The sequence below is a fragment of the Streptomyces sp. NPDC093600 genome (assembly GCF_044764755.1).
Lineage (GTDB): Bacteria > Actinomycetota > Actinomycetes > Streptomycetales > Streptomycetaceae > Streptomyces.
The window spans coordinates 1-25,456 of the sequence record NZ_JBIWIU010000019.1; the positions used below are offsets into that span (position 1 = coordinate 1).

The window sequence follows — 25,456 nt, forward strand, 5'->3', positions numbered from 1 at the left end:
GACCCCGGTCAGGCCCTCGTCGGTGTGGACCTGGACGTAGGTCAGGTTCCGCCAGGGTGTTCCGACGACGTGTGTGGTGATTCCCGTGATCCGCACGGCGGTTGCTCCCGGTGTCGCTCGTATCGATCGGTTCGTGGAGGGTTGTTCGGAGTTGCGGGCGTTCGATATTTCGTCATGCGTTCGAAATGTTGGCGTGACCGTAATCAGCCACCCGGTGGGTGTCAATGGTCCGAGCGGGAGCATTGCCCGGCGAACGAGGTGACGGCTAGCCTGTGTTCGTCATACCGGCCAGTGGCCGGAATATCGAACAGTGAGGGTGGGTGGACGGCCATGGGGCGCCTCGTACCGGCGGTGACCAGAGCATTCGACATTCTGGAGCTCTTCCTCCACGGCGACGGAACGCTCTCCGCCCCCGAGATCACCCGCAAGCTCCAACTGCCCCGGACCACCACCCACGAGCTGCTCACCACCCTGACGGCCCGCGCCTACCTGGCGACGGTCCCGGACCAGCCCGGCCGCTACCGCCTCGGTGTCCGCACGTACCAGCTCGGCAGCCGCTACGCCGAACAGCTCGACCTCGCCGCCGAGGGGCAGGCGGTGGCCCGCGAGGTCGCCGAGACCTGCGACGAGACCGTCCATGTCGCGATCCTGGAGGACATGGACGTCATCTACATCGCCAAGGTCGACTCCACCCACGCCGTGCGCATGGTCTCGGCCGCCGGCCGCCGCCTCCCCGCGCACTGCACCTCCGTCGGCAAGATGCTGCTCGCCGCTCTCCCCGAGGCCGAGCTCGACGCCCGCCTCGCCGGCCGCGAGCTGGTCTCCATGACGCCCAACAGCATCACCGATCCCGACGCCCTGCGCACCGCCCTCGCGGAGATCCGGGCCCGGGGCACCGCCACCGAGCACCGCGAGTCCAACCCGGACGTCAGCTGTGTCGCCGCGCCCGTACGGGACACCTCCGGCCGGGTCGTGGCGGCCCTGTCCGTCTCGGTCCCGGTGATCCGCTGGAGCGAGGAGCGCGAAGCCGAACTGGCCGAACTCGCCGCCAAGGGCGCCGCCGACCTCTCCCTCCGCCTCGGCCACCGCGGCGCGCGATGAGTTCCGGCGAGAGCGCGTCCGCGTCCGGGCCGGACCGGGGGCCCGCGATCGAGGTGGCGGTGCGCGAGTACGCCGAACTCGGCGAAGGGCCCACCTGGGACCCGGCCGGCGCCCGGCTGATCTGGGTCGACATCCTCGGCGCGCGCCTGCACACGTACGAGCCGGACAGTGGTCGCCGCTCCGTCACCGCCGTCGGCGAGCACATCGGCGCCGCCAAGCCCCGGGCCGGCGGCGGACTCGTGGCCAACCTCCGGGACGGCATCGGTCTCTACGACGCCGACGGCGCCTTCTCCTGGCTGCACCACGACCCCGTCCCCGACCGGCGCGGCAACGACGCGGCCGTCGCACCCGACGGAAGCCTGTGGGCCGGCACCATGCGCTACGACGAGGCCCCCGGCGGCGGCCACCTGATCCGGATCGGGCCCGACGGCACCGTCACCCCGCTGATCGACGAGGTGGCCGTCAGCAACGGCATCGGCTGGAGCCCGGACGGCGAGGTCGCGTACTACATCGACAGCCTCACCCGGCGGGTGGACATCCTCCGCGTCGAGGACGGACACCTCGTCGAACGCCGGGAGTTCGTCACCGTCGAACCGGACGCGGGCTTCCCCGACGGGCTGACCGTGGACGCGGAGGGCTGCGTCTGGGTCGCGCTGTGGGACGGCGGACAGCTCCGCCGCTACACCCCGCGAGGCGCACTCGACCGGACCGTCAGCCTCCCCGTGCGCCGGCCGACCGCCTGCGCCTTCGGCGGCCCGCGACTGCGCGACCTGTACGTCACCACCGCCCGCACCGGTCTCGCGGACCCCGATCCGCTCGCCGGCGCCCTGCTCGTCCTGCCGGACATCGGCCAGGGCCTGCCCGGCACCGCCTTCGCGGGCTGAACCGCCCGCGGCGCCTCCCGGCGTCGCGGGCCGGCCGACCGCCTGGACAGCTCACTGAGCCGCCGCTTAGGGTCGGGCCCCAAGGAACGGGCATCCGCCCGGGAGCCGGGACCTGCCGCGGAGAACTGAGTGGTCACCCTCGCCGATGTCGCCCGTCACGCCGGAGTGTCGGCCAGCACGGTCAGCTACGTCCTGAGCGGCAAGCGGTCCATCTCCGCCTCCACCCGCGAACGGGTCCAGCGCAGCATCGACGAACTCGGCTACCGCCCGCACGCCGGCGCCCGGGCCCTCGCCAGCAGCCGGACCGGCATCCTGGCGCTGATGATGCCCCTGCGCACCGACCTCTATCTCCCGGTGATGCTGGAGATCGCCATGGCCGTCACCACCACGGCCCGCGCCCACGGCCACGACGTCCTCCTCCTCACCGGGGAGGAGGGCCCCGAAGCCGTACGCCGTGTCGAGGGCAGCGCCATCGCGGACGCGATGATCGTCATGGACGTCGGCCTCGACGATCCGAGGCTGCCCCAGCTGAAGCGGGCCGAGCGGCCGGCCGTGCTCATCGGGATGCCGGGCGACACCACCGGACTCGACTGTGTCGACCTGGACTTCGAAGCCGCCGGCGCACGGTGCGTCGACCACCTCGCGGACCTCGGCCACACCCAGATCGCGGTGCTCGGCGAGCCGCCCGCCGTCTACGCACGGGGCACCGGCTTCGCCGAGCGCACCCTCGCCGGACTGCGCGCCGCCGCGACCGAGCGGGACACGGGCCTGCTGCACCGCCCCGTCGAGGGCACCTACGCCGCCGTCTCCGCCACCCTCGGCCGGATCTTCGAGGAACGCCCCGCCACCAGCGCCCTCGTCGTCCAGAACGAGGCCGCCGTCGAACCCCTGCTCGCCGTACTGCGCCAGCAGGGACGCGCCGTGCCCGAGGACGTCTCCGTCGTCGCCGTCTGCCCCGACCAGGTGGCCCGCCACGCCTCCGTCCCGCTCACCGCCGTCGGCGTCCCCGCCCAGGACATGGGGCGACTCGCGGTCGAACGGATCGTCGCCCGCCTCGGCGGACAGGCGCCCTCCGGGCCGCTGCTGATCGCCCCCGAACTGACCGTCCGTGAGAGCTCGGGGAGCAGGCGTGGCCACGGCCGCCGATGATCCCGCGACCGAGTTCCAGGCCTTCTTCGAGCGCCACTACGCCGAACTCGCCCGCCTCGCCCATCTGCTGACCGGCGAGCGCGAGGGCGCCGACGACCTTGCCGCGGACGCCATGGTCGCCCTCTGGCACCGCTGGGACCGGGTCCGCGACGCCGACCACCCGGCCGCCTACGCCCGCGGCGTCGTCGCCAACCTCGTCCGCAGCCGGATCCGCGGCACCGTACGGGAACGCCGCCGCGTCGCCCTCTTCTGGGACCGGCGTTCCGAGTGGACGCGCGAGCCCGACGTCACCGTCGTCGTCGACGTCCAGTCCGCCCTGCGGGCGCTGCCGTTCCGCAAACGCGCCTGCGTGGTCCTGCGCCACGCCTTCGACCTCTCCGAGCGCGACACCGCCCTCGCCCTGGGCATCTCGGTCGGCACGGTCAAGAGCCAGACCTCCAAGGGCATGGCGGAGCTCCAACGTCTGCTCGGCACCGGCGCCGCCACCGAACTCGTCGGAGGAAAGAGCTGATGGACGAAGCTCAGGTGCGCCGACGGCTGCGAGAAGCGGCCGACTCCCACCAGCCCGACCACGCCCGCATCCTCGCCCGCGTGGAGCGCGGCCTCACGACGCCGCCCCCGCGACGGACGGTACGCGGACCACGGCGCCCGCGGACCCTGTGGATGTCGGCGGTCGCCGTCGCGGCGGCCGTCGCCGGCGTCGTCTCCCTCGGCGGCCTGGCCGCGACCACCCTGCACCCGGACCCCGCCCGGGTCGCCACGGCGCCCGCCCCGCACCCGCCCCTGCGAGCCGAAGGTTCGATCGACCCCGGCAGCAACCGCTGGTGGGCGCAGAACAACGTCACCCTGACCACGCACACCCCGCTGACCGCGCTCACCGTCGAGCTGCGGATCGCCCGCACCCCCGGCGTCGCGAGCACCGGCCACTGGCGCACCCGGCCCGCCGAGGACTTCACCGTCACCGTCCAGGAGGAGGCGGCGCACCTCGTGTACCGATGGGTGCTCAAGCCGGGCCGCACCGTCCCGCCGGGCCGCCATGTCTTCGCCGGCCAGTACAACCACGCGGAAGGCGCCCGCGACACCGGAACCGACGCCTACACCCTCACCACTGTCGACACCTTCGGCGAACAGCGGATTGCACGGGGCGACTTCAGGCCGGTCTTGACCGACGGGACCGGGGCAACGTAATTTCGAACGCACCGACTCGTGAACTGCTGGAAGGAGGCGAAGTCGGATGTCCACCTTCTCCGATCTGCATCGCCTCGCCCACCAGGCCGCCTGGGTTCCGGGTCGTGTAGCACACGGCTGCTGAGCAGCCCCCTTTTTCCGGCGTGCCCTTTTTCTGCGGCCCCGGCCTCTTTTGATTTCCGTCACCGTCTGCGGCACGTCCTCGCGTGCTGGTTCACGCAGTCGGTTTCTCGAGCTGCGCCAACGAAAACAGAAGGCTTCTGACATGGCGATGAAGGCAATCAGATCGACCACGCACCGGCATGGGGATGTGTCATGGTAGCGGCGCGGATCACGGTCAACGGAGAAGAGACACCGATCTCACCGGCCGCGCCCCACACCACGGCGCTGGATTTCCTGCGCGAGCGCGGCCTCACTGGCACCAAGGAGGGCTGCGCCGAAGGTGAATGCGGCGCCTGTTCCGTCCTGGTGGCACGCCCCGGCACGGACAAGCCCACCGACTGGGTGGCGGTCAACGCCTGCCTGGTCCCCGTCGCGGCGCTCGACGGTCAGGAGATCGTCACCTCCGAGGGACTCGCCACCGCCGGCGCACCCGGCACACCGCCCACCCTGCACCCGGTGCAGGAGGAGATGGCCGTCCGCGGCGGCTCCCAATGCGGGTACTGCACACCGGGGTTCGTGTGCAGCATGGCCGCCGAGTACTACCGGCCCGACCGCTGCGCCCACGCGGGGGAGGCCGACGGTGCCGACCCCGAGCACGGACCCAACGGTTTCGATCTGCACGCGCTGAGCGGAAACCTCTGCCGCTGCACCGGCTACCGCCCCATCCGCGACGCCGCGTTCGCCGTCGGGGCGCCCGCGGAGGACGACCCCCTGGCGCGGCGTCGCGAGCAGGCCCCGCCCGAACCGGTCGCGACCGCCTACACCCAGGGCGACAGCGCGTTCCTGCGGCCCGGCACCCTGGCCGAAGCGCTGCGGCTGCTGCGCGAGCGACCCGACGCGGTGGTGGTCGCCGGCAGCACCGACTGGGGCGTGGAGGTCAACATCCACTCCCGACGGGCGGGTTGCGTGGTCGCCGTCGACCGGCTGCCCGAACTGAGGGGGCTGCGTGTCGCATCCGACCACATCGAGATCGGCGCGGCGCTGACGCTCACCGAGATCGAACGCCGCCTCGACGGCGGCGTCCCGCTCCTCGCCGAACTGTTCCCGCAGTTCGCCTCCCGGCTCATCCGCAACAGCGCCACCCTCGGCGGCAACCTGGGGACCGGATCCCCCATCGGCGACAGTGCGCCGGTACTGCTCGCCCTTGAGGCGTCGGTGGTGCTCGCCGACGCCGACGGCGAGCGCGAGGTCCCGCTGGCGGACTACTTCACCGGCTACCGGCGGAGCGTGCGCCGTCCCGGCGAGCTGATCCGCTCCGTGCGCGTCCCGCTGCCGCTGTCACCGGTCGCGGCCTTCCACAAGATCGCCAAGCGGCGCTTCGACGACATCTCCAGCGTCGCGGTCGCCTTCGCGCTCGACATCGAGGACGGGATCGTCCGCAAGGCCCGCATCGGCCTGGGCGGCGTGGCCGCCACCCCCCTCCGCGCCCTCGCCGTCGAGGCGGCCCTGGAGGGCGGGCCGTGGACGGCGGAGACCGTCGAGGCCGCGGCCCGGCTGCTGCGAGCCCAGGGCACACCGATGAACGACCACCGCGCCAGCGCCGGCTATCGCTCCGCGATGCTCGGCCAGAGCCTGCGGAAGCTGTACGCGCGAACCACCGAGGCGGTGCCGTCATGAGCCAGTTGTCCGAACGTCCCGAGAAGCCCGTCGTCGGCCTCTCCATGCCGCACGAGAGCGCCCACCTGCACGTCACAGGCGCCGCGCTCTACACCGACGACCTGGTCCAGCGCACCAAGGACGTCCTGCACGCCTACCCGGTCCAGGTCATGAAGGCCCACGGAAGGATCACCGCGCTGCGCACCGAGCCCGCGCTCGCCGTGCCCGGTGTGGTCCGCGTGCTGACCGGTGCCGACGTGCCCGGCGTCAACGACGCCGGTATGAAGCACGACGAACCGCTCTTCCCCGACGAGGTCATGTTCCACGGCCACGCGGTGGCCTGGGTCCTCGGCGAGACCCTGGAGGCGGCCCGGCTCGGCGCGGCCGCCGTCGAGGTCGAACTCGACGAACTGCCCTCCGTCATCACGCTGCGCGACGCGATCGCCGCCGGAAGCTTCCACGGCGCCCGGCCCATGCTGCTGACCGGCGACGTCGACGCCGGCTTCGCCGACTCCGCGCACGTGTTCACCGGCGAGTTCCACTTCTCGGACCAGGAACACTTCTACCTCGAGACGCACGCGGCGCTCGCCCATGTCGACGAGGCCGAGCAGGTGTTCGTCCAGAGCAGCACCCAGCACCCTTCGGAGACCCAGGAGATCGTCGCGCACGTCCTCGGCCTGCACAGCCACGAGGTGACCGTGCAGTGCCTGAGGATGGGCGGCGGCTTCGGCGGCAAGGAGATGCAGCCGCACGGCTTCGCGGCCGTCGCCGCCCTCGGCGCCAAGCTGACCGGCCGGCCGGTGCGGCTGCGCCTCAACCGGACCCAGGATCTGACGATGTCCGGCAAGCGGCACGGGTTCCACGCCGCCTGGAAGATCGGCTTCGACACCGACGGCCGCATCCAGGTGCTGGACGCCACCCTGACCGCGGACGGCGGCTGGAGCCTGGACCTGTCCGAGCCGGTGGTCGCACGCGCCCTGTGTCACATCGACAACACCTACTGGATCCCCAACGCCCGCGTCGCCGGTCGCATCGCCAAGACCAACAAGGTCTCCAACACCGCCTTCCGCGGCTTCGGAGGACCTCAGGGCATGCTGGTGATCGAGGACATCATGGGCCGGTGCGCGCCGCTGCTCGGCCTCGACCCGATGGAGCTGCGGGAGCGCAACTTCTACCGGCGGGGCCAGTCGACGCCGTACGGCCAGCCGGTCCGCCAGCCCGAACGGATCTCCGCCGTCTGGCAGCGGGTGAAGGAGAACGCCGGCCTCGCCGACCGCCGGCGCGAGATCGCGGCCTTCAACGCCGCGCACCCGCACAGCAAGCGGGCGCTCGCGCTCACCGGCGTCAAGTTCGGCATCTCGTTCAACCTCACCGCCTTCAACCAGGGCGGCGCGCTGGTGTTGATCTACAAGGACGGTTCGGTCCTGATCAACCACGGCGGCACCGAGATGGGCCAGGGCCTGCACACCAAGATGCTCCAGGTGGCCGCGACCACGCTCGGCATCCCGCCGCACAAGGTACGCCTCGCCCCGACCCGTACCGACAAAGTGCCCAACACCTCGGCCACCGCCGCCAGCGCCGGGGCGGATCTCAACGGCGCGGCGGTGAAGAACGCCTGCGAGCAGCTGCGCGAGCGCCTCCTCCAGGTGGCGGCCACACAGCTGGGCGCGAACGCCGCGGACGTACGCATCGTCGAGGGCGTCGCGCGCGTGCTCGGCGCCGACGGGGAGCTGGCCTGGGACGACCTGGTGCGCACCGCGTACTTCCAGCGGGTGCAGCTGTCGGCGGCCGGTTTCTACCGCACCGAGGGGCTGCACTGGGACGCCAAGGCGTTCCGGGGCTCGCCGTTCAAGTACTTCTCCCACGGCGCCGCCGCGGCCGAGGTGGAGGTGGACGGCTTCACCGGCGCCTACCGCATCCGGCGGGTGGACATCGTGCACGACGTGGGCGACAGCCTCTCCCCGATGATCGACATCGGTCAGGTCGAGGGCGGTTTCGTGCAGGGCGCGGGCTGGCTGACGCTGGAGGACATGCGCTGGGACAGTAGTGACGGCCCGAACCGCGGCCGGCTGCTGACCCAGGCGGCCAGCACCTACAAGCTGCCGAGCTTCTCGGAGATGCCCGAGGAGTTCCACGTCACCCTGCTGGAGAACGCCACCGAAGAGGGCGCGGTCTACGGATCGAAGGCGGTGGGCGAGCCTCCGCTGATGCTGGCGTTCTCGGTACGGGAGGCGCTGCGGCAGGCCGCCGCCGCGTTCGGACCCGCCGGGGTCAGCGTCGAACTCGCCTCCCCCGCGACACCCGAGGCGGTGTACTGGGCGATCGAAGCGGCCCGCGGCGGCGACGGCGGCGCGGTCCCCACCCCCGCGAGCGCGCTGAGCCATGCCTGACATGACCTGGGTGGCCGCGGTCGCGCGGTTGCGGGCCCGCCGGGAGACCGGCGTGCTCGTGACCGTCGCGACCGTGCGCGGCCACGCACCCCGCAAGGCCGGCGCCAAACTCGTCGTCGGGCGGACCGGGACCTGGGGCTCCATCGGCGGCGGCAACATCGAGGCCGTCGCGATCGACCGGGCCCGTGAGCTGATCGGCACAGCGGAGCCGGAGCCGGAGCTCATGGAGTTCGCCCTCAACGACAAGGTCGCCGGCCGGCACGGCGTGCAGTGCTGCGGCGGAGCCGTCACCGTCCTGCTCGAACCGCTGCCCGTGGTCCCGGCGGTGGCGGTCTTCGGCGTCGGGCACGTCGGGCTGGAGCTGGCACGGATCCTGGCCCGCCACGACCTCGATCTGCACTTGGTCGACTCCCGCCCCGACATGCTCACCGACGAACGGCTCGCCGTGCTCGCGGACGCGGTGGCGCGGATCCACGTGCACCACACACCGCTGCTTCCGGAGGAGGTGCTCGCGCAGCTGGCGCCAGGCACCCACGTCCTGATCATGACTCATGACCACGCCGAGGACGCCGCGCTGTGCGACGCGGCCCTGCGCACCCCGGGTCTCGGCTCCATCGGACTGATCGGCTCGGCCGCGAAATGGACGCGCTTCCGCAAGCGCCTCGCCACCGAGGGCGGCCACGACGACGCCACGATCGACCGGATCAAGACCCCGATCGGCACCACCGGGATCAGCGGCAAGGAACCCGCCGTGATCGCGGTGAGCGTCGCGGCGGACCTCCTGAGGACCTTCCAGGAGGACCGCCCCTGAGCAGCAGCGAAGGCGGGCACCCCGGTCCCGTTACACGCCCGTTCAGCGGCGCGGGCTCCAGTCGCCGAGGTAGGTGGCCCTCGTCACCGTCCTCGCCTCGGCGGCGGTCAGCTGCGGCCGGTTCGCCGGGACGGTGATCTCCGCTCCGGGACCGGTGTTGCGGTACTCCGCGAAGCGCTGGGCCTGCCACGGGTGGGCGTCGCGCATGTTCGCGTACGGTGCCACGGCGTCGATCCCGGGGCCGAGCACACTGTCCCGTACCACCAGGGACGGCCACGCCGTCGTGTCCGAGCTGGGCACCCAGGGCCTGGCCAGCTTGTAGTAGCCGTCCGGCGCCTCGCTCGTCACCCGGCAGCGCGACGCCAGGAAACCGTACGGCTGCGCGCCCGCGGTCGACGGGGCGAAGACGAAGCCGTGCGGCGCGGACGCGAGGTCGGTGCGCAGCAGCGTACGGAAGTGGCAGTGCTCGAAGACCGCGCGCGCACGGCCGAAGACGAAGTCGACGTCACCCTCGACGTGGCAGTGCGCGAAGTACTGGCGGGCGACGGAGCCGAGGGACCGGGAGTCGGCGTACAGCGTGTCCTGGTGGCCGAGGAACCGGCAGTGGAGGAAGGCGGACCGGTCGCCCTGGACCTTGAGCGCGACGGCCTGGGTGTCCTTGATCCCCGGGTGTTCGGCTCGCAGGAAGTCATTGGCGAAGGTGATCCATCGCGCCGTGAAACCGTCCGCCTGGACGGTGGTGGTCGCCGAACCGCTGGTGCCGTACGTGCCGCCGCCGGGCCTGGGCGTGCCGCTGGCGTTGTCGTACACGACGACGACGTCACGCGGGTTCTCACTCGCCCCGATCCAGGTCATGCCGGTCCGCGCCACGCTGACGGCGACGGTCTCGCGGTACGTCCCGGGGGCGATGACCAGCGTCCCGCCGGGGCCGCTCGCGGCGGTCACCGCGGCCTGGACGGTGGTGTGGTCGCCGAGGCCGCCGGGGTGGACGTACAGGGTGCGGTCGGTGAGCCGTGCGGCGGGCGAACCGAACCTGCCGAACGGGCCGCGCGACCCGGAGGCGGCCGCGGGGAAGGCGAGCGGGCCGACGGCGAGCGCCGCACCGGCGCCCGCGCCGGCGGTGAGCAGGCCACGGCGACTGAGCGGGGTCATGTCACAGCTCCTTCGTTGGGGGGAGTGGGGCAGGCGGCCGGGGGCGGTGGGCCGCCCCCGGCCGCCGGGTACGGGGAGGGTCAGCGCAGCCGGCCCGCCCCCGCCCCGCGGCCGACCAGAGCCGGCACGGCCTGCGGGACGTCGACCCGGTCGCGGAGCACCGGCGTCCAGCCGGCGCCGCCGCGCAGGACCTCGCCGGGGAACTCCGCGTTGTGGACCGCGAGCAGGTCGACCGGCCTGCCGTTGACGTGGTTGCCCGCCGTGGTGACCGGGGCGTCCTTCCACTTCTTCAGGATCTTCCCGGCGCCGACGCCCGCCGGAAGCGCGAACGTGTTCTTCTCGGCGACGAGCTGGGACTCCAGCCCGATGCCGAAGCTGTACGCGTAGCCGGAAGCCGGCACCACGAAATGGTTGTTGTACGCGTCGACCTTGCCGAAGCGCACCCGCGGCGCGCGCTCCACCACGTTCTTGAAGAGGTTGTGGTGCAGGGTGACCCGCAGCCTGCCGCGGTCGGTCGCCCCCGCGCTGTCGCTGTTGCCGATCATCAGGGTCTTGTCGTGGTCGGCGAAGACGTTCCAGGACGCGGTCACCAGGTCCGCGCCGCGCACGATGTCCAGTTCGCCGTCGTGCTGCTGGTAGAGCTCGCCGTAGTACCTCGGCAGCGAACTGTCCGGGTGCCTGCCGTCCGTGAACGTGTTGTGGTCGATCCAGACATGTGTGGAGCCGTACACGACCATGCTGTCGTACTCGGAGTTCCAGGCGCCGGTCGCACCGTCCGTCGGGTCCCACTGCGGGAAGCAGTCGAGCGGGCTCTCCAGGGTCAGGTTGCGGACCACGACGTTGTCGACGCCCTTGATCTGCAGACTGCCGCCGGTGATCCCGGCGTTCCCGCCGACGCCGATGATCGTCGTGTTGGCGGGCACGTACGCCTTGATGGCCTTGCCCTGCGCCGACGCGGAGGCCGCCCGCAGCTCCTCCTGAGGGCCGCTCACCTCCCTGTCGAGCCCCCAGACGGCGGGGTCGTAGTCCGCGAGGTACCGCTCGAAGTCGTAACCGGCGGCCTCGAAGGCCGAGCAGCCCGCGGCGGTCGCGTTCAGCGTCCCCTTGACCTTGACGATCCGCGGCCCGGCGCCCGGGACGGCGAGCGCCGCCCGGAACTCCTCCCAGGTGGTGACGGTGAAGACCCGGGAGGGGACCGCCGCCGCGCCGCCCGTCGTCCCGGTGCCCTCCGACGCCCAGCCGTCCCCGGCGGGCAGCGTCCGGCGTGCGGGATCGGGCGCGGCCCCGGCCGTGGCGGCCGGACCGATGACGGTCAGGACCAGGGCGGTGGCGGTGGTGGCGCCCACCGCCCACAGGTGGGTGTGTCGCATGGGTCAGTTCTCCTCGGAGTCGGGCCAGGTGATCCACTCGGCGGGGACCTCCGCGTCCAGGCGGCGGGTGTCGCCCGGTGTGAGGACGCGCGTGTGGAGGAGCTCGCCGACGACCAGCCGGGCCACGGCGATCGCGCCGGGCGGGTTGAAGTGGGTGTTGTCCTGCTCGGCCGGCGTCCAGTTGAAGTACGTCTTCGTCGTCTCCGGGCCGAGCTTCTGCCACAGCGCCAGCGACAGCTCCTGGACGTCGAGCAGCGGGACGTCGTCCTCCAGGGCCACCTCGCGCATCGCCGCCGGGTAGTCGCCCAGCGTCCGCAGCGCCGTGCCGGCCGCGTCGAACCTGCGCCGCTCGACGGAGGTGGCGAGCACCGGAAGCGCGCCGCGCTCCCGCGCACCCCGGACGTAACGGCGCAGATTGTCCTGGTAGGAGCCCCAGGGCTCGGTGTACCGGCTGGGATCGGTGACCTTCTGGTCGTTGTGGCCGAACTGGACGAGCAGCACGTCGCCGGGCCGGATCGCCGCCAGGATCGTGGTCAGCCGGCCCTCGTCGATGAAGCTCTTCGTGCTGCGGCCGTTGATCGCGTGGTTGGCGACCGCGACCTCCTTGTGGAGGAAGAAGGGGAGGGCCATGCCCCATCCCGTCTCGGGCGCCGCGTCCGCGTACTTCTGGGCGGCGGTGGAGTCCCCGGCGATGTACAGGGTGCGCATACGGTGGTGTCCTCGGGAAAGGGCCGCGGCGGGCGCCGCGGCCAGGGCGAGCGCGAGGCCCGCCCCGGCCGCGACCACCTGGCGGCGGCTCGCTGCGGCCGTCACTTGTTCTGCGACTTCCACTCGGCCTGCGCCGTGTTCAGCTGCTCGGCCAGGTCGTCCAGGAACTGCTTGGCCGTCGCCTTGCCGAGCAGGACCTTCTGGAAGGCGGGCTCGTTGTCGGCCTTGGAGATGGTGTTCCAGTCCGGCAGGTAGTACGGCAGCTGCACGATGGCCGTCCTGCCGCTGAAGAGGACCTCGGCGGCCAGCTTCGTCGGCTCGGCCCGCTGGATCCAGGCGTCCTTGGCGGCTTCGGTGTTGGCGGGGATCGCACCCGCCGACTCGTTCCACTTGCTGTTGGAGGCGTGCGAGGCGGCGAACTCGATGAACTTCCAGGCCGCGGCCTTGTTCTTGCTCGACGAGAACAGCCCGAGGCCGTCGACGGGGTTGGAGACCTGGACCCGGGTCCCGTCGTCCGTCGTCGGGTTCGGGATGCCCCGGAACTTCTCGGTGCCCAGGGCCTTCACATGGTCCTTGTACGACCCGAGGTTGTGGTTGAGCATGCCGATCTCGCCGCTGTCCCACTGGGCGACCATCTTGGTGAAGTCGTTGTTGACGTCGGCCGCCGGGGTGTTCTTCTTGAAGAGACCCACGTACTTCTCCAGCGCGGCCACGTTCTTCGGGTCGTTGACCGTGGTCCTGTCGCCGTTCCAGAAGCTCGTGATGCCGCTCTGGCCGTACATGGCGTCCAGCGCCTGGGCGATGGAGCCCGAGCCGCCGCGGATGGTGTAGCCGAACCTGTTCTTTCCCTTGTCCGTCAGCCTGTCGGCCGCCGTGTAGAACTTCGACCAGGTGGTGGGCTCCTCCAGGCCGGCCGCCGCGAAGAGGTCGGTGCGGTAGTAGAGGACACCGTTGCTGGCGGAGGTCGGGACGGTGAACAGCTTGCCCTGGCCGCCCGCGGACTTCACGCTCTCGACCATTCCGGTGTTCAGTTTGCCCTTGAGCGAGCTGCTCTCCAGCCGGGTGTCGAGCGGCTCCAGGGCGTTCTGGGCGGCGATCCCGGCGAGCATCGCCGCTCCCACACCCCCGACGTCCGGCAGACCGCCGCCCTGGATGGCGGTGTCGTACTTGGACTGCACCTCGGTGGAGGCGATCCCGACGTAGTTGACCTTGATGTCGGGGTGCTGCTTCTCGAAGTCCTTGATGATCTCCTTCCAGACGTCGGTGCGGACACCGCCGTTGTTGTCCCAGAAGGTGATCTCTCCCTTGCCCGAGCCCTCGTCGCCCTTGTCGCCGGCCGCGCCGGAGCCGTCGTCTCCGCAGGCGGTGGCGGTCAGGGCGAGCACGGTGGTCAGCGCGAGGGCACAGACGGCTCTGCGCCGCCCGCCACGGAAGATGGTCATCGTCGGCTCTCTTCTCTCGGGGTCCTACCGGGTCGTACGGGTCGTACGGGTGGGTCCTGCGGGGTGGTTCGGGGTCTTCCACAGGGTGTTCGTGGGGGGAGTTCAGGAGGTGACGCGGAACGAGGTGAACACGGCCGTCCCGGCCGGCCCCGTTCCCGTCGGAGCGGCGGCGAACAGGCCGAGCAGCGCTCCGACCCACCGCCAGGGCGTGGCGGCGAAGACCTCGCCGACCGGCGTGAAGCCGTCACCCGTGTCGTACGAGAACCGGCAGCGCGCGTCCCGCGTGAGCGCGATCCGCAGCCGGGCCCGGCCCTCGGGCGCGGGCCGGGAGTGTGCGGCGTCCCGCTCCCGGTCGGCGCTGACGGGGGCGAACCGGTGCACCAGCCGGACCGCGCCGTCCGCGCCGCGCAGCAGCCCGATCCAGCTGTACGCGTCACCGAGCACCACGAGTCCCGCCCGGGCGCCCGGCACCTCGCTGTCGAGCCGCAGCTCGACCTCGACCGTGCCGGCCCGGCCCGGCAGCCGCTGGGTGAGCAGCTGGGGCAGCGCCCGCAGATCGTCGATCCGTTCCGTGCGCCCGCAGTTCAGCCACAGCCCGTCGCCGGAGTGCTGGGTGGTCCAGCCCTCGCCGGGGTTGGCGGTCCACTGCCACTGGCGGCCGAAGCGCCCCCCGGGGAACGCGTCGTCGGCGGCCGGAGCGGACGGCGGCTGCTCGGGCAGCTTCGGCTTGGCGTGCACGGTGACGGGGGTGCCCTCGTCACCCAGCACCGGCCATCCGTCGTCGCCCCAGCCCATCGGCTGGAGATGGACAAGCCGCCCGTGCGCGCCGCGCTGCTGGAAGTGGAGGAACCAGTCCTCGCCGTTCTGGGTGCGGACCCAGCCGCCCTGATGCGGGCCGTTGACGTCCGTGTCGCCCTGCTGCAGGACGACCCGCTCCTCGTACGGACCGAAGAAGGACCGGGACCGGAAGGCGCCCTGCCAGCCCGTGGCGACGCCGCCGGCCGGGGCGAGGATCCAGAACCAGCCGTCGTGGCGGTACAGCTTCGGCCCCTCCAGGGTGAACCACCCGGGGATGCGGTCGGCGTCGACGATCGTGGTGCCCTCGTCGAGGACCTTGCCGCCGTCGGGGCTCATCCGGTGGCCGGTGAGCCGGTTGTTGACGCCCGCGCGAGACTTGGCCCAGGCGTGCACGAGATACGCCTCGCCCGTCTCCTCGTCCCACAGCGGACACGGGTCGATGAGCCCGCGGCCCGCCTTCACCAGGTGCGGGGTGCTCCACGGCCCGCGCGCCGACGGGGAGTTGACCTGCCAAATGCCATGGTCCGGGTCGCCCCAGAAGATCCAGAACCGGCCGTCGTGATGGCGCAGCGAGGGCGCCCAGACGCCGCCGTCGTGCCGCGGTGAGGCGTAGGCCGCCTCGGGCAGCAGCCGGTCCACCGCGTGGCCGACGATCGTCCAGTTCACCAGGTCGCGGGAGTGCAGCAGCGGAAGCCCCGGCGCCCGCCCGAAGCTGGAGGCGGTGAGGTAGTAGTCCTCGCCGACCCGCAGCACGTCCGGGTCGGACCAGTCGGCGGCAAGGACGGGATTGCGGTACGTCCCGTTCCCCAGGTCACCGGTGGGCTCGCCCGGGTCCCCGGGTATCGCGCGGCGGCTCATGAGGCGACCGCCTTGCGCACCAGCGCCGCGGCCTCGGCCCGGTCCGGGCGGCCGTCGGCGACGACGGTGACCACCCGTCGTACGACGGTCCCTCCGGCCTCGACCGGCAGCCGGCGGTCATGGGCGAGGGAGGAGCCGACCCCCGGATACTCGGCGGCGCGGACGAACCACGGGTCGCGCCGGGTCGGATCGGTGGCACCGGCGAACACCAGCGTCCAGCCCTCGCCGGCCAGCGCCACCCAGTCGGCCCGGCCGCCGTGCACCCCCTCCTCGCCGTCCGCGTCCGCGCTGAAGACGGCCGGAGCGGTCCGCTCCTTGGGTGCCCGCCAGAAGAATCCGCCGTAGGCCGCGCCCGGACGCCCGTTGGTGGCCGGACTTCCGATGGACAGGTCCTCCCCCGAGACGTTGGTGAGCGAGAAGGTGAAGTCCAGCGCCCAGGCCGCGTCCGTCAGCGCCGCCACCGCCACGGTCCGGTGCTCCCGCAGCAGCACCCGGTCCGCCGCCGTCCAGCTCAGCTCCTCGACGAAGCCGTCCGGGTCGCGCAGTTTGAAGCCGTCGTGCCGCTGCTCGCCGTGGTTGTCGAGATCGGTCGGCCCCTGGTCGCGGACGAAGGTGCGCCCGCCCCAGAAGTTGTGGCCCGCCACGTCGGGCACGGCCACGCCCACCCCGAGGTGGTGCGGATGGTCCTCGGGCAGCAGCTCGGTGACCCGCACTCCGGCCAGCGTGGTGACGGGGTGGAGGTACGGCCGGGGTGAGTGGTCGCGCGCCAGCTCCGGCCGCGTGAGGTACCGGGCCACCGGGCGGCCGGCGCAGCGCAGGGCGATCGCGGGGTTCATCGGATCTCCGCCTTGGTCGGGAGCGCCCAGGGGGCGTCGAGTTCGGAGTAGAGGCTGAGGGTGTCGGCGCTGCGGTCGACGAGCCCGTCGATACCGGCGACGACCCGGCGCGGCGCGCTCTCGCCGGCCTCGGTGCGCCAGTACGTCTCCGCCAGCGGCACCGGGTCGGGCGCCAGCCGGACCGCCTCCACGACCCGCATGAAGGCGCCGGTCTCCTCGGGCGGCACGCACAGGGGCACGCCGCCGGTCACATGCGCGACCAGGTTCTCCAGGAGATCGGTACGGCCGTGGACGGTCTCCTCCGGGCCGTGGCCGCCGCGCTGGAGCAGCACCCGGTCCTGCTTGTACCAGAGGGTGATGCGGCCCCGGGTGCCGTGGACGACCACGTACGGCTCCGCCGAGGTCTCGGCGCACAGCGTGGCCGCCACGGTCACCTGGGTGCCCCGGGCCGTCACCACCCGGACGCAGGAGGTGTCGTCGGACTCGATCGCGTGGGCGCGCAGCAGCTCCGTCTCGATGTACTCGACGTCCTCCGCCCGGACGCTCCCGGCCAGCGCGAGCGCCGTGGCGACGGCGTGCGCCAGCGGGTTGGTGAGCGCCCCGTCGACGACGTCGACACCGTCGAGCCGCCGGCGCCCCGACCACGGCGCCCGCCGGAAGTACGCCTCGTCGCGGACCCACGCCCCGGCCGCGCCGACACCAAGGAGCTCGCCGATCGCGCCCTCCTCGACCAGTCGGCGGATCGCGGGCACGGCGTGCGAACCGAGCGACTGGAAGCCGATCTGGCAGGCCACGCCCGACGCCGCCACCCCGTCCGCCATCCGGCGGAACTCCGCGTACGACGGGGCCGGCGGCTTCTCCAGCAGGATGTGCGCCCCGTGGCGGGCGGCGGCCAAAGCCAAGTCCGTGTGGGTCTGGATCGGCGTGCAGATCACCGCGATCCGCGCCCCCGTGGAGGCCAGGAGCGCCTCGAAGTCCGAGGACTGCTCCGGCGTACCGATCCCTTCCAGCTCCGCCGCGTCGAGCGGTCGCAGCTCGCAGACTCCGGCCAGTCGGACCAGGCCGAGGCGTTCGAGCCGGCGGATGTTGAGCAGATGCCAGCGGCCGTGGCCGCGTGCGCCCGCCAGGACCACGGGCAGCGGGGTGTGGAGGGCGCTCATCCCTTCACCGCCCCGGAGCTGAACCCGGTGACCAGCCACTTCTGGATGAAGGCGAAGACGACCACCACGGGCACGGCCGCGATGACACCGCCCGCGGCGAGTGCGCCGAGGTCGACGCTGTCCGCGCCCATCAGCGTGTTGAGGCCGACCGGGATCGTCTGCTTCTCCTGGCTGCTGAGGAACATCAGGGCGAAGAGGAAGTGGTTCCAGGAGTGGACGAAGGCGAAGGAGCCGACGGCGACGAGACCGGGGCGCAGCAGCGGCAGCACGACGATCCGGAACGCGGCGAACCGGCTGCAGCCGTCGACCCAGGCGGCCTCCTCCAGGGAGTAGGGCACGTTCCGGATGAAGCCGCTGATGAGGATCATCGAGAGCGGGAGCTGGAAGACCGTCTCCGCGATGATGACGCTGCCCAGCGAGTTGATCATGCTGAGGCCGGCGAAGATCTGGAACAGCGGTACCAGCAGCAGCGCGCCCGGCACGAACTGGGAGCACAGGAGGGCCAGCATGAAGCCCTTCTTGAACCGGAAGTCGAAGCGGGCCAGGGCGTAGCCGCCGGCCAGGGCGACCACGGTGGTCATCACCAGCGTGGCCAGGCCGATGAGCAGGCTGTTCTGGAAGAAGGTGGCGAAGCTGCGCTCGGTCCACACCTTCTCGAAGTGCTCGGTCGTCATCGGCCAGGGCAGCAGCGAGGTCGAGCCGGCCGGGCGCACGGCGAAGAGCAGGATCCAGTAGAAGGGGATCAGGGTGAACAGGAGGTAGATGCCGAGCGGGAGGTAGATCTGCCAGCGCGGGGCCTCGTCCCAGGCGCGGCGCCGCCGGCGGGCGGCGGGCACGGGCGGCGGGGGCGGCGGCGGGCCGCCGGACGCGGCACCGGCGGAGGGCGCGGACGGTGCGGTCAGGGTGTGTTCCTGGGCTATCACTTGCTCTCGCCTCCGAACTTGCTCAGGCGCAGATAGACCATCGAGCAGAAGAGAAGGATCACGAACGCCACCGTGGTGAGCGCGGAGGCGTAACCGAAGTTGTGGGCGTCGACGCTGGTGTTGGCGATGTACAGCGGAAGGGTGGTCGTCTCGCCCGCAGGCCCGCCGCCGGTCAGCGTGTACAGCAGGTCCACGTTGTTGAACTCCCACACCGCGCGCAGCAGCGTGGAGAGGATGATCGCGTCCCTGAGGTGCGGCAGGGTGATGTGGAGGAACTGCCGCACCCGGCCGGCTCCGTCCACCTCGGCCGCCTCGTAGAGGTCCTTCGGGATCGACTGGAGATCGGCCAGGATGAGGATCGCGAAGAACGGCACTCCGCGCCACAGGTCGGCGATGACGACCGCGGGGAAGACCGTGGCCGTGTCGGACAGCCAGGACGTGCCGTACTCGCCCATACCCATGTCCGCGAGGTAACGGGTGATGCCCGTCTGGGAGTTGTAGAGCAGCACCCAGATGGCGGAGGTCAGGACGCCGGAGACGGCCCACGGCGAGAAGACCAGGGCGCGGCCCAGCGCGCGGCCGACGAACGTCTGGTTGACGATCAGCGCCAGCGCGAGGCCGAACAGCAGCTGCAGCGTCACCTCGACGGCGACCCACTTCAGGCTGAAGCTCAGCGTGCCCCAGAAGTGCGGGTCGTCCGTGAAGATGCGCGTGAAGTTGTCGAAACCGGCGAAGCCGTTACGCCACGGCTTGGTCGGGTTGTAGTGCTGAAGGCTGTAGTAGAAGACGCTGATGACCGGATAGGCGATGAAGCCCAGCAGCAGCAGTCCGGCGGGGGCGATGAGCAGGTACGGCAGTCGGCGGGGCGCCGCGCCGGTGCGGCGGCGGCTGGGTGCCTTGGGTGCCTTGGGCGGCTGGGTCACGGCTGTGGCCATGACGGCGGCTCCGTTCTCGGGCGCGAAGCGCTTCGCGGACGGTGTTCGACATCACGAACAAGAGGAACTGGGGGACGGGCGGCGCGGAAGGGGGCGATCCGCGTGTGGTGCTCGGGCGTTGACCGGTGACCCGATCAGCCCGCGTACGGGTCCGGCGTCGTACCCGGCCTCGCCAGGAACTCGAAGTCGCAACCCGTGTCCGCCTGGGTGATCTGCTCGCTGTACAGCGCTCCGTAGCCCCGTTCGTAGCGGACCGGCGGCGGTGTCCACTCCTCCCTCCGGCGCGCCAGCTCCTCCTCGGACACATGCAGATGGAGGGAGCGGGCCTCGACGTCGAGAGTGATCGTGTCCCCGGTGCGCACCAGGGCCAGCGGTCCGCCGACGTACGACTCGGGAGCGACGTGCAGGACGCAGGTGCCGTAACTCGTGCCGCTCATCCGCGCGTCGGAGATCCGGACCATGTCCCGCACACCCCGCTCCAGCAGATACCGGGGGATCGGCAGCATCCCGTACTCCGGCATCCCCGGCCCTCCCTTGGGGCCCGCGTTCCGCAACACCAGCACATGGTCCGCCGTGATCCCGAGCGCGGGATCGTCGATGGTCCGCTGCATGGTGCGGTAGTCGTCGAAGACCACCGCGGGACCGGTGTGCTTCAACAGGTGCGGCTCGGCGGCGATGTGCTTGATCACCGCGCCGTCGGGACAGAGGTTGCCCCGCAGCACCGCCACGCCGCCCTCGGCCGCGAGCGGCCGTTCGCGCGGCCGGATGACCCGGTCGTCGTGGACCAGCGCCCCGGCCAGCTGCTCGCGCAGCGTGGCGTGGGAGACCGTCGGCCGGTCGAGATGCAGCAGATCGGTGAGGCGCGAGAGGAAACCGGGAAGACCGCCCGCGAAGTGGAAGTCCTCCATCAGGTACCGCCCGCCGGGGCGGAGGTCGGCGAGCACGGGAACGGTCCGGGCGATGCGGTCGAAGTCGTCCAGGGTCAGCCGCACCCCCGAACGGCCGGCCATGGCGATCAGATGGATCACCGCGTTGGTCGAGCCGCCGAGCGCGAGGACGGCGGCGACCGCGTCCTCGTACGCCTCACGGGTCAGGATCCGTGACAGCCGCAGATCCTGCCGCACCAGCTCGACGATCCGCATCCCGGAGGCCGCGGCCATCCGGTCGTGGCCCGAGTCGACCGCCGGGATCGACGACGCGCCCGGCACCGTCACCCCCAGCGTCTCGGCGGCCGCGGTGAGCGTGGAGGCCGTCCCCATCGTCATGCAGTGGCCGGGGGACCGGGCGAGACCGTTCTCCAGCTCGGCCATCTCGCAGTCACCGATCAGACCGGCCCGCTTGTCGTCCCAGTACTTCCACATGTCCGTACCCGAACCGAGGGTCTCGCCCCGCCAGTGCCCCGGCAGCATCGGGCCGGCCGGCACGAAGACCGTCGGCAGATCCACCGAGGCGGCGCCCATCAGCAGCGCCGGGGTCGACTTGTCGCAGCCGCCGAGCAGCACCGCCCCGTCGACCGGGTAGGAGCGCAGCAGCTCCTCGGTCTCCATCGCGAGCAGGTTGCGGTAGAGCATCGGCGTCGGCTTCTGGAACGTCTCCGAGAGGGTGGAGACCGGGAACTCCAGCGGGAAGCCGCCCGCCTGCCACACACCGCGCTTCACGGCCTGCGCGCGGTCGCGCAGGTGGACATGGCAGGGGTTGATGTCGGACCAGGTGTTGAGGATCGCGACGACCGGCTTGCCGAGGTGCTCCTCGGGAAGGTAGCCGAGCTGGCGCGTACGGGCGCGGTGGCTGAAGGAGCGCAGACCGTCCGTGCCGTACCACTGGTGGCTGCGCAGCTCCTCGGGGCGCCGGCTCATACCGGCCACCCGGCGGCTATCGCGGCGACCTCGGCGCGGGCGGACTCGGGCAGCTCACGGCTCGGCGGCCGGATGTCGCGGCGGCACAGCCCGAGCGAGGCGAGGGCCTCCTTGACGACCGTGACGTTGTCGGCGCTGCCGTTGGCGGCCCGCAGCTCCTCGAACCGGCGGATCTGCTCCCACACCTTCATGGCGGCCGGGTAGTCACCCGCCCGCAGCGCGTCGCGCATCTCCAGCGAGACGGTGGGGGAGACGTTGACGAGACCGGAGGTGAAGCCCGTGGCGCCGCTCGCGAAGTAGGAGGGGGCGTACGGCTCGGCGAGCCCCGCCACCCAGACGAAGCGGTCGAGCCCCCCGTCCCGCGCGAAACCGGCGAACCGGGCCGCGTCGGGGACGGCGTACTTCACACCGATGACGTTGGGGCAGGCGTCGGCCAGCTCCGCGAGCCTGTCACCGCCCAGCAGCGGGTTGCGGATATAGGGGACGACGCCGAGCCCGGGCACCGCCTCGGCGATCGCCCGGTGGTAGTCGACCCACCCGGCCTCGGAGACGTAGGGATGAACCGGCTGATGCACCATCAGCATCTGTGCGCCCGCGTCGCGGGCGTGCCGGGCCGCCTCGACCGCGGTGGGCACGTCGTGGCCGACGCCGACCAGGACCGTGGCACGGTCGCCGGCCTCCTCGATGGTCAACTCGGTGACCAGGCGGCGCTCGTGCGGGGTCAGGGCGTAGAACTCGCCGGTGTTGCCGTTCGGGGTCAGAGTGCGCACGCCCCCGTCGAGCAGCCGGCGCAGCAGCGCGCGGTGCGCGGCGGTGTCGAGAGCGCCCTGCGCGGTGAAGGGGGTGACGGGGATGGCCACGACATCGGCGAGCGCCGCCTTCAGCGGCTCGAACGTCAGGGTGTCGAACGTCATGGTCACTGGCTGTCCTGGGGGAAGGCGCGCTCGACGAACGAGGCGATGTGGTCGTGTACGGCCCGGCCCGCACCGGCGACGTCACCGGCGGCGGCCAGACGCAGGATCTCCTCGTGCTCGGCGGCCTCCCGTTCCCAGGAGGGCACGGCGGCCCAGGCGACGGTGGAGACCAGGGCGGCCTGGTCGCGGACCTCGTCGAGCATCCGCCCGAGCAGCGGATTGCCGCAGGGCAGGTAGAGCGCGCGGTGGAAGTCCCGGTTGGCCAGGGAGCGTTCGGCCGGATCCTGGGCGGTGGCGGCCCGGTGCAGCGCGTCCTGGGCCGCGTCGAGCGGAGCCCGCGCGGCGACCGTACGGCGCACCGCCTCCGGCTCCAGGAGCAGCCGTACGTCGTAGACCTCGCGGGCCATGTCGGCGTCGACCATCCGGACGGTGGCGCCCTTGTACTGGCTCATCACCACGAGGCCGCTGCCGGCGAGCGTCTTGAGCGCCTCGCGCACCGGGGTCTTCGACACCCCGAAACGGGCGGCGAGTTCGGTCTCCACCAGGGCCTGGCCGGGTCTGAGTCCGCCGGTCAGGATGTCGTGTTTGACCGCCTCCAGGACGAACTGGGTGCGGGACGGGATCGGGCTCGGGGCGAAGGCCATGACGCACTCTCAGATCTCATGTATCGCGTCTCATATATGACGTACGAAGTGCAATGCGATGAAGCTAGGGGGGCGTTCATGTTTCGTCAATGCTTCGCGCATGACTTTTAGAAAGCGCTTGCTGCGGCGGTCGTCACGAGCGAGCCGGGGTGCCTGACGCGCCGAGGTGCCGCGCGCGCCGAAATGTCACCGCCAGGGCTGGTCACGGGATTTGTTTTCTGTCATAACTAATAGCGCATCGCGCGCGACCCGCCCCAGACCTCAAGGACCACGATGAAGTTCACCGACGGCTTCTGGCTGATGCGCGAGGGTGTCCACGCCTCGTACGCGACCGAAGTCCGCGATCTGCACCTGAGCGCCGACCACTTCACGGCCTACGCCTCCGTCAAACGGGTCCGCTCCCGGGGCGACACCCTGAACTCGGCCCTCATCACCGTCGAGTGCTTCTCGCCCGCCGAGGGAGTGATCGGCGTCCGGGTCACCCACCACGCCGGCAAGGCCCACCACGGCCCCGACTTCGCGCTGCCGGGCGACGGCCCGGGCGCGGCGACCGTACACAGCGACGGCCCCGTCGTCGAGCTGACCACGGGCCCGCTGCGGCTGCGCCTGGACCGCTCGCGGCCCTGGGCCCTGGAGTTCACCGACACCGAAGGCCGCCCGCTCACCTCGTCCGGCGGCAAGGGCACGGCCTTCGTCACCACCGACGACGGGGCCCATCACATGGCCGTCCAGCTCGCGCTCGGCGTCGGCGAGAACGTCTACGGCCTGGGCGAGCGGTTCACCCCGTTCGTCAAGAACGGCCAGAGCGTGGACATCTGGCAGGCGGACGGCGGCACCAGCAGCGAGCAGGCGTACAAGAACATCCCGTTCTACCTCTCCTCGCGCGGCTACGGCGTCTTCGTCAACCACCCCGGCAAGGTCTCCTTCGAGGTCGGCTCGGAGTCGGTCGGCCAGGTGCAGTTCAGCGTCGAGGACCAGAGCCTGGAGTACTACGTCGTCGCCGGGCCCACGCCGAAGGACGTCCTCACCCGCTACACCGCGCTGACCGGCCGCCCCGCCCTGCCGCCCGCCTGGTCGTTCGGCCTCTGGCTGACCACCTCCTTCACCACCGACTACGACGAGGCGACCGTCACCTCCTTCGTCGACGGCATGGCCGAACGGGACATCCCGCTCTCCGTCTTCCACTTCGACTGCTTCTGGATGCGCGCCTACCAGTGGTCGGACTTCCAGTGGGACCCCGACACCTTCCCCGACCCCGCCGGCATGCTCGCCCGCCTCAAGGAACGCGGGCTGCGGATCGGCATGTGGATCAACCCGTACATCGCCCAGAAGTCCACCCTCTTCGCCGAGGGCATGGCCGGTGACTACCTGGTCAGACGCCCGAACGGCGACATCTGGCAGTGGGACCTGTGGCAGCCGGGCATGGCGCTGGTCGACTTCACCAACCCCGCCGCCCGCACCTGGTTCCAGGACCGGCTCGGGCCGCTGCTCGACCAGGGCGTCGACTGCTTCAAGACCGACTTCGGGGAGCGCGTGCCGACCGATGTCGTCTGGCACGACGGCTCCGACCCTGAGCGCATGCACAACTACTACGCCCAGCTGTACAACCAGACCGTCTTCGAACTTCTGGAGAAGGAGCGCGGGCCCGGCGAGGCCGTCCTGTTCGCCCGCTCGGCGACCGTCGGCGGACAGCGGTTCCCCGTCCACTGGGGCGGTGACTGCTGGGCGTCGTTCGAGGCCATGGCCGAGTCGCTGCGCGGCGGACTCTCCCTGTCCCTGAGCGGCTTCGGCTTCTGGAGCCACGACATCGGCGGATTCGAGGGGACGCCCGCACCGGACGTCTTCACCCGCTGGCTCGCCTTCGGACTGCTCTCCTCGCACAGCAGGCTGCACGGCAGCGATTCCTACCGCGTGCCGTGGGAGTTCGGCGAGGAGGCCGTCGAGGTGGCCCGGCGGTTCACCCGGCTCAAGCACCGGCTCATGCCGTACCTCTACGGAGCGGCGGTCGAGGCCAGGACCACGGGCGTGCCCGTGATGCGGCCGATGCTGCTCGAGTTCCCGGACGATCCGGCCTGCCGGACCCTGGACCGGCAGTACATGCTCGGCCCCGACCTGCTGGTCGCCCCTGTCTTCTCCACCGAGGGCGAGGTCGAGGTGTACCTGCCGGCGGGGGAGTGGACCCACCTCCTCACCGGCGAGACCGCGACCGGACCCGGCTGGCGCCGGGAGACCCACGGCTACGACAGCCTCCCGCTGTACGTCCGGCCCGGCACCGTCCTGCCGATGAGCGCCGAGGAGGAACGGCCCGACGGGGACTGGCTCGACGGACTCACCCTCCTGGTGACCCCCGGCCCGGTGGACCGCACGGTCACCGTCCCCGACCACCGGGGTGAGCCGGCGGCCGCGTTCCACGTGACTCGCTCCGGTGACGTGGTACGCGCGACGGCGACCGGCACCGACCGGCCCTACGGCGTACGGGTGGTGGGCGGCGGAGCGGCCGGCGGCGCCGGGGAGGTCACCGTCCGCCCGTGACGGCCCGCCCGTCGACGACGGAGGCCCGGCACCGGAAAGGCATCGGT

General features: G+C 71.8%; 21 protein-coding genes. 9 read left to right on the top strand and 12 right to left on the bottom strand.

Annotated elements, in window-relative coordinates:
* Nucleotides 1-330: 330 nt before the first annotated feature.
* The 8 genes from ACIRB4_RS30300 to xdhC all read left to right on the top strand — a co-directional run bounded on the left by ACIRB4_RS30300 (nt 331) and on the right by xdhC (nt 9,281).
* Nucleotides 331-1,101: an IclR family transcriptional regulator gene (locus tag ACIRB4_RS30300; RefSeq protein ID WP_403295660.1), complete on the top strand. Its 771-nt coding sequence runs from the start codon at nt 331-333 to the stop codon at nt 1,099-1,101.
* Nucleotides 1,098-1,985, top strand: a complete 888-nt coding sequence (locus ACIRB4_RS30305) for an SMP-30/gluconolactonase/LRE family protein (RefSeq protein WP_403295662.1) — start codon at nt 1,098-1,100, stop codon at nt 1,983-1,985. The genes ACIRB4_RS30300 and ACIRB4_RS30305 overlap by 4 nt, the downstream gene beginning before the upstream one ends.
* Nucleotides 1,986-2,114: 129 nt before the next feature.
* Complete coding sequence (locus ACIRB4_RS30310) at nt 2,115-3,134, top strand: LacI family DNA-binding transcriptional regulator (RefSeq protein ID WP_403295664.1); 1,020 nt, start codon at nt 2,115-2,117, stop codon at nt 3,132-3,134.
* Complete coding sequence (locus tag ACIRB4_RS30315) at nt 3,115-3,645, top strand: SigE family RNA polymerase sigma factor (protein WP_403295665.1); 531 nt, start codon at nt 3,115-3,117, stop codon at nt 3,643-3,645. Before ACIRB4_RS30310 ends, ACIRB4_RS30315 begins: the two co-directional genes overlap by 20 nt.
* Nucleotides 3,645-4,322, top strand: coding sequence for a hypothetical protein (locus ACIRB4_RS30320; RefSeq protein WP_403295666.1), 678 nt, complete (start codon nt 3,645-3,647; stop codon nt 4,320-4,322). The genes ACIRB4_RS30315 and ACIRB4_RS30320 overlap by 1 nt, the downstream gene beginning before the upstream one ends.
* Nucleotides 4,323-4,637: 315 nt before the next feature.
* Nucleotides 4,638-6,101 carry a xanthine dehydrogenase small subunit gene (locus tag ACIRB4_RS30325; RefSeq protein WP_403295667.1) on the top strand — a complete coding sequence of 488 codons (1,464 nt, stop codon included), beginning with the start codon at nt 4,638-4,640 and terminating at the stop codon, nt 6,099-6,101.
* Entirely contained in the window at nt 6,098-8,470 is a 2,373-nt protein-coding gene (xdhB, locus tag ACIRB4_RS30330) for a xanthine dehydrogenase molybdopterin binding subunit (RefSeq protein WP_403295669.1), read from the top strand. The genes ACIRB4_RS30325 and xdhB overlap by 4 nt, the downstream gene beginning before the upstream one ends.
* Before the next feature lies 1 nt (nt 8,471).
* Nucleotides 8,472-9,281, top strand: a complete 810-nt coding sequence (xdhC, locus tag ACIRB4_RS30335; protein WP_403295747.1) for a xanthine dehydrogenase accessory protein XdhC — start codon at nt 8,472-8,474, stop codon at nt 9,279-9,281.
* 42 nt (nt 9,282-9,323) lie between these two features.
* Here xdhC and ACIRB4_RS30340 read toward each other — a convergent pair whose 3' ends face one another.
* The 12 genes from ACIRB4_RS30340 to ACIRB4_RS30395 form a co-directional block, all read right to left on the bottom strand.
* Nucleotides 9,324-10,433, bottom strand: a complete 1,110-nt coding sequence (locus ACIRB4_RS30340; RefSeq protein ID WP_403295671.1) for a pectinesterase family protein — start codon at nt 10,431-10,433, stop codon at nt 9,324-9,326.
* A gap of 80 nt (nt 10,434-10,513) precedes the next feature.
* On the bottom strand, nt 10,514-11,803 hold the full coding sequence (locus ACIRB4_RS30345) for a polysaccharide lyase family 1 protein (RefSeq protein ID WP_403295672.1): 1,290 nt from the start codon (nt 11,801-11,803) through the stop codon (nt 10,514-10,516).
* A gap of 3 nt (nt 11,804-11,806) precedes the next feature.
* Entirely contained in the window at nt 11,807-12,511 is a 705-nt protein-coding gene (locus tag ACIRB4_RS30350) for a rhamnogalacturonan acetylesterase (RefSeq protein WP_403295674.1), read from the bottom strand.
* A 101-nt stretch (nt 12,512-12,612) separates the two neighbouring features.
* Nucleotides 12,613-13,953 carry an ABC transporter substrate-binding protein gene (locus tag ACIRB4_RS30355; protein WP_403295676.1) on the bottom strand — a complete coding sequence of 447 codons (1,341 nt, stop codon included), beginning with the start codon at nt 13,951-13,953 and terminating at the stop codon, nt 12,613-12,615.
* Between the two features lie 102 nt (nt 13,954-14,055).
* A complete protein-coding gene (locus tag ACIRB4_RS30360) occupies nt 14,056-15,609 on the bottom strand; it encodes a family 43 glycosylhydrolase (RefSeq protein ID WP_403295678.1) in 1,554 nt (517 codons plus the stop codon).
* Nucleotides 15,606-16,445, bottom strand: coding sequence for a PmoA family protein (locus ACIRB4_RS30365; RefSeq protein ID WP_403295680.1), 840 nt, complete (start codon nt 16,443-16,445; stop codon nt 15,606-15,608). The genes ACIRB4_RS30360 and ACIRB4_RS30365 overlap by 4 nt, the downstream gene beginning before the upstream one ends.
* On the bottom strand, nt 16,442-17,605 hold the full coding sequence (locus ACIRB4_RS30370) for a Gfo/Idh/MocA family protein (protein ID WP_403295681.1): 1,164 nt from the start codon (nt 17,603-17,605) through the stop codon (nt 16,442-16,444). Before ACIRB4_RS30370 ends, ACIRB4_RS30365 begins: the two co-directional genes overlap by 4 nt.
* Nucleotides 17,602-18,507 (bottom strand): carbohydrate ABC transporter permease, encoded by a 906-nt coding sequence (locus tag ACIRB4_RS30375; RefSeq protein ID WP_403295749.1) that lies wholly within the window; start codon nt 18,505-18,507, stop codon nt 17,602-17,604. Before ACIRB4_RS30375 ends, ACIRB4_RS30370 begins: the two co-directional genes overlap by 4 nt.
* Before the next feature lie 17 nt (nt 18,508-18,524).
* Entirely contained in the window at nt 18,525-19,463 is a 939-nt protein-coding gene (locus ACIRB4_RS30380) for a carbohydrate ABC transporter permease (RefSeq protein WP_403295682.1), read from the bottom strand.
* Between the two features lie 134 nt (nt 19,464-19,597).
* Nucleotides 19,598-21,319 carry an L-arabinonate dehydratase gene (gene araD, locus ACIRB4_RS30385; RefSeq protein WP_403295684.1) on the bottom strand — a complete coding sequence of 574 codons (1,722 nt, stop codon included), beginning with the start codon at nt 21,317-21,319 and terminating at the stop codon, nt 19,598-19,600.
* Nucleotides 21,316-22,233, bottom strand: coding sequence for a dihydrodipicolinate synthase family protein (locus ACIRB4_RS30390; RefSeq protein ID WP_403295685.1), 918 nt, complete (start codon nt 22,231-22,233; stop codon nt 21,316-21,318). The genes araD and ACIRB4_RS30390 overlap by 4 nt, the downstream gene beginning before the upstream one ends.
* Before the next feature lie 2 nt (nt 22,234-22,235).
* Nucleotides 22,236-22,877, bottom strand: coding sequence for a GntR family transcriptional regulator (locus ACIRB4_RS30395; protein WP_403295687.1), 642 nt, complete (start codon nt 22,875-22,877; stop codon nt 22,236-22,238).
* A gap of 273 nt (nt 22,878-23,150) precedes the next feature.
* On the opposite strand from ACIRB4_RS30395, the gene yicI reads away from it, so the two are divergent.
* Nucleotides 23,151-25,409, top strand: coding sequence for an alpha-xylosidase (gene yicI, locus ACIRB4_RS30400; protein ID WP_403295689.1), 2,259 nt, complete (start codon nt 23,151-23,153; stop codon nt 25,407-25,409).
* The last annotated feature ends 47 nt before the right edge of the window (nt 25,410-25,456 follow it).